Source organism: Pseudoalteromonas sp. GutCa3 (assembly GCF_002836155.1).
GTDB classification, from domain to species: domain Bacteria; phylum Pseudomonadota; class Gammaproteobacteria; order Enterobacterales; family Alteromonadaceae; genus Pseudoalteromonas; species Pseudoalteromonas arctica.
The window spans coordinates 1-4,154 of the sequence record NZ_PJBK01000050.1 but is presented as its reverse complement, the minus strand read 5'-3'; the positions used below and the strand labels follow the sequence as shown (position 1 = coordinate 4,154).

Annotated in this window: 5 protein-coding genes; all 5 read right to left on the bottom strand. The window is 33.1% G+C overall.

Going from position 1 to position 4,154, the window contains the following annotated elements; translation table 11 throughout:
• The coding region (locus CXF64_RS09150) for a 3-phosphoshikimate 1-carboxyvinyltransferase (protein WP_101216862.1) at positions 1–376 on the bottom strand (376 nt) is incomplete at its 3' end.
• A gap of 16 nt (positions 377–392) precedes the next feature.
• On the bottom strand, positions 393–1,109 hold the full coding sequence (locus tag CXF64_RS09145) for a WecB/TagA/CpsF family glycosyltransferase (protein ID WP_101216861.1): 717 nt from the start codon (positions 1,107–1,109) through the stop codon (positions 393–395).
• Positions 1,102–2,304 carry a glycosyltransferase family 2 protein gene (locus CXF64_RS09140; RefSeq protein WP_101216860.1) on the bottom strand — a complete coding sequence of 401 codons (1,203 nt, stop codon included), beginning with the start codon at positions 2,302–2,304 and terminating at the stop codon, positions 1,102–1,104. The genes CXF64_RS09145 and CXF64_RS09140 overlap by 8 nt, the downstream gene beginning before the upstream one ends.
• Positions 2,301–3,509 (bottom strand): glycosyltransferase family 4 protein, encoded by a 1,209-nt coding sequence (locus CXF64_RS09135; RefSeq protein ID WP_101216859.1) that lies wholly within the window; start codon positions 3,507–3,509, stop codon positions 2,301–2,303. The genes CXF64_RS09140 and CXF64_RS09135 overlap by 4 nt, the downstream gene beginning before the upstream one ends.
• A partial coding sequence (locus CXF64_RS20950; protein WP_232783795.1) for a hypothetical protein occupies positions 3,506–4,154 on the bottom strand: 649 nt, incomplete at its 5' end. The genes CXF64_RS09135 and CXF64_RS20950, both read right to left, overlap by 4 nt.

The following is a 4,154-nucleotide window of genomic DNA, read 5'->3' as shown; positions in this document are numbered from 1 at the left end:
AATCCCATAAACCAAATGAATAATTTTCAAGTATATTAATCCCTAAAGCAGATTTAACAATATAAATAATTAACATAAGAACAACAATTGCCACAAACGTAATTAAACTAATAAATAATATTTGTAAAAACCAAGCTACTTTTTCTTCATTTTCACTAAGGTCTCTTCTGTTTCTACCTGCTAACAAAACATAGTAGTACCTATACTTGAAAAACTTTACTACCCCTCTAAAATCAATTGTATGGCGCCCCCACTGTCTGGCACCTATAGCAATCTTGAGATGCACCAACTGCTCTTCTGTAAAGCTATTTTGTACACTTTCAGGCATTCTATTAAGTAAACTGCAAATGGCGGGATCTCTCTTAATATTAGACAAATAAAACCTCTGAAAATTAATTGACTATTAAATTATAAAAAAACTTTGGAATACCTATCACGTACCTTTTAAAAAGTCGTTTAGGTTCTGATAAAAGCCTATATAACCACTCTAACCCTAGCTTTCTAAGGATCTCGGGCGACCTTTTAACTTTTCCAGCCTGAAAGTCTATTATAGCTCCACCACAAATTATTATTGAGGGGACCTGAATTTTGGACAATAACTCTGCCAGCTTTTCTTGTTTTGGCATCCCCATAGCAAGAACAACGCAATTAAGAGCGTTTTCTTGAGCGTTTAACTTAAAATTTTTAATATATACATCTTCATCTTGAAAACCATTTTCAGTAATGACATCTTCAGTCTTAAAAAGATTAAAAGCACCTTCACTTAACCACGGTTCAGAAGTACCAAAGGCAAAAAAATTAACGTCACGGTCAGACTTATTAATAGCGTTAATAATTTTAGGAATAAAATCTGTTCCGTTTAAATTATCTTTAGGGTCTATACCTTTATATTTGCAAGCTAGCTTGACACCTATACCATCTCGAAGGAGGTAAGATAGAGAGAGAAACTGCTCATAAATGGCTTCATCACTGTGCATTAGATTTATGCTATGTTGATTTACAAAACCTAAAGAGACTGGCCTATTAGTCGTAATTAAGTTATCAATAAAAGTATCTAAATCTTTACTCTCTAAATAGCTAATTTTATTTAGAATTTTTTCATTACTCATTTCGGCCACCACTTCTATCTGTTTTCACCCACTTTTTCTGTCTTTTTGTAATAAAAGTTTTATAAACAGTTAGCTTAGAGAAAATATATTTATACATTAATAAAATATCTTTAGTTTGTATAATATGCCTAGCAGCTACAAACCAGACTAAACTTAAACTAAACAAAAGAGTAATTAATGAAGTAACCGAAAGTAAAAAGGGCATAAATACATTAAATAACATGAATACAAAGCATAAAAAGGTACTACCAAACACAATAAACAACCATAAAACTGTGGGCGGTAACATGGCATCTAATATAGTAAAGCAACTCTTGATTTTAAACGTTAATAAAGCTTGCAAAAATTTCTTTGGGAGCATACTAATGGAGCTTAAATGTCCATGCTCCCAACGTGTTCGTTGGCTATCAGTTCCGGCTGCAGAAGTAGGAAAATAACTAATAACCAAAGAAGAGTTATCAAAAATTACTGCCTCGTTCATAGCATTAAGCTTTAACCCTAACTCTAAATCTTCAACAATACTGCCAGATGAGAAAGAAACTTGTTCTAATACACTCGCAGGGAATGCCATCCCAGATCCTTGTAGTTGGCAGTTTATATTAAATAGCGCCAATCCTTTTGGCCTAATGACATTTTTAACAAACCAAGCAAACTCGGCTACTTTAATTTTTATATCTGCATGCTCCGGCGATTTCATAATGTATGCCGATTGAATGACAGAGTTTTCATCAATACATCGTTTAGCTAATTTATTAAAGCTTCCGCTCGTAAACTCACAATCAGCGTCAAACACAATAACAACTTCAGGTGATAGAGCTTGTAAATAATCAACTCCAGCTTGAATAGCATAACCCTTACCTAAAAGTTCATTGTTGTTTCGTATAACTACTGTTGCGCCTAATGCCTCAGCAATAGGCGCTGTAGCGTCAGTACAGTTATCTGCAACAACTACAACTTTAGATAAAGAATTAACTTCACTTTTCAATTTTACTAAAGTGTCTTTAATAATCATTTCTTCATTGTGTGCAGGTATAACAATGTATACTCCTTCTAGTTCATTTTTATTAAAATCAACTTTATTAGCGACGCGTTTATTTAAGAGACCTAGTAGTAGTTCAGCTGATAAAAATAAGCTTGGAAAGGTTATAAATAGCAATATAAATAAACTTGCTATTACACTAAAAAAAGTAATCATTTATCACCTTTTATTAATAACGCTAATTTTCTAGCCTCTGTCTCAATATTATGTCTTTCATTTACAGAAGCATACCCAGAAGAAACCATATTTTTAATCTCGTCGTCTGGCATATTAATAAAGCTTTTTATAGCTTCTTTTATAGCTACTACATCACCGGCATGAAATAAAATCCCCTGTTTATTATGTGTTATTAGTTCTGGGATACCTGCTATGTAAGTTGCGAGCACTGGGCGCCCAACGGCTAAAGCTTCCATAATTGCTACTGGGAGCCCCTCGGCAAAACTGGGCAAAATCATTGCATCAGAATGCAATAGCAAATCATGAACTTCATTAGAGCTAATCCATCCGGTAATTTTAACATTATCTTGTAAGCTGTTATCTGCAATATATTTGTCTATATCAGCTCTCATCTCGCCATCACCAGCAAGAACTAATTCTACATTCTCACCTTCATCTAAAACTTTTTTCAAAGCTTTAAGCAGCAATAACTGTCCTTTTTGCTCGCAAAGACGGCCAATACATAATAACTTTTTTACATTGTTACTTACTGGAGGAGCTGGTTGGCCCTTTAAAAAATCCGAATCTAAACCGCAGTGGACAATTTCAACTTTATCCCAATCTTTGAAATCAGCCCACCTAAATAATTGCGAACGACAGTAGCTAGTAATTGCAACAACAAACTTTGAATGACTTATTTTTTCTTTTAGATGCAAGCCTAGTGGCTTATCAAATTCTTCTGGTCCATGCACAGTAAAACTATAATCAATACCCGAGAGGATACTCGCTAGCATTGTTACTTCTGTCGAATTTGTACCAAAATGTGCATGTATATGTGAACTCTTCACTACTTTTGCATAATTAGCTAACGTACATGCCTCCATAAGGTAGACTAAGTGATAAAGCATGCCTCTTTCTGACATTTTAGACATTTTTAATGCCAATTTTAGTGCTTTAGCAAACTTTTTTGGTGAGCTAACAAAAGACTTTAAAAACGCCGGTAATAACGCTGCAAGCCCACTATTAAGGACATAATTTGTTTTAGCCTGCTCTTCTATATCAACGCTATCTTTTAATTCAGTATCCCACCCCCTAAGTGAAACTCGTTGTACGTTAAAACCATTATTTTCCAGCTCTAATATTTCTCTACGTATAAAAGTATGGCTTACTTTCGGATACTGGTTTATAAAATATGTAATATTCACTTATTTTCCTTTATATGTAGTATGGTAAACATACGTTCTAAATATGAATGTCTTTTCTTCCATACCTTAGTAATAACTATTCCTACTAACAATGACATCAATACAGCTAGTCCAGGAGAAACAGAACTAAAAATTTTATTTAATAATGACAATGTTTGAAAGTGTGTTAGATAAATAAACATCGATGAAAAAGCTACAATAGTAACTATTTTATTTATAACTCTTGGGAGAAGAATATAAGGTAACCATATTGTAAACAGCGAGCCAAAATATAAAAATAAAATTCTACTACTCCATCCGAAATAGATTAGATCCATCAATATTATACTCAATGCTGAAGTAGTAATCATTTTCAGTCGAATGTTTTTACTAAGTGCAGCCATGCCTCCGGCGAAAAACATATAAATCATTAAGTGAGGTAGTCTATCTAAATAATAAGATGTATCCCACGTTAACCTACAGATAATAGAAACTGTATAACTTACTAAAAAGCCAACCAGCATGAAATAATAAGGGCTTTTATGAAAAACAAAAAACTTCGTGTTTATATAAAAAACAATTGAAAAAAGTAAATATATTTGTATTAAAACTTCGATAAACCAGAAGGTTAAACCATTGGCATAGTCAGGGCCATAAAAATTAGAA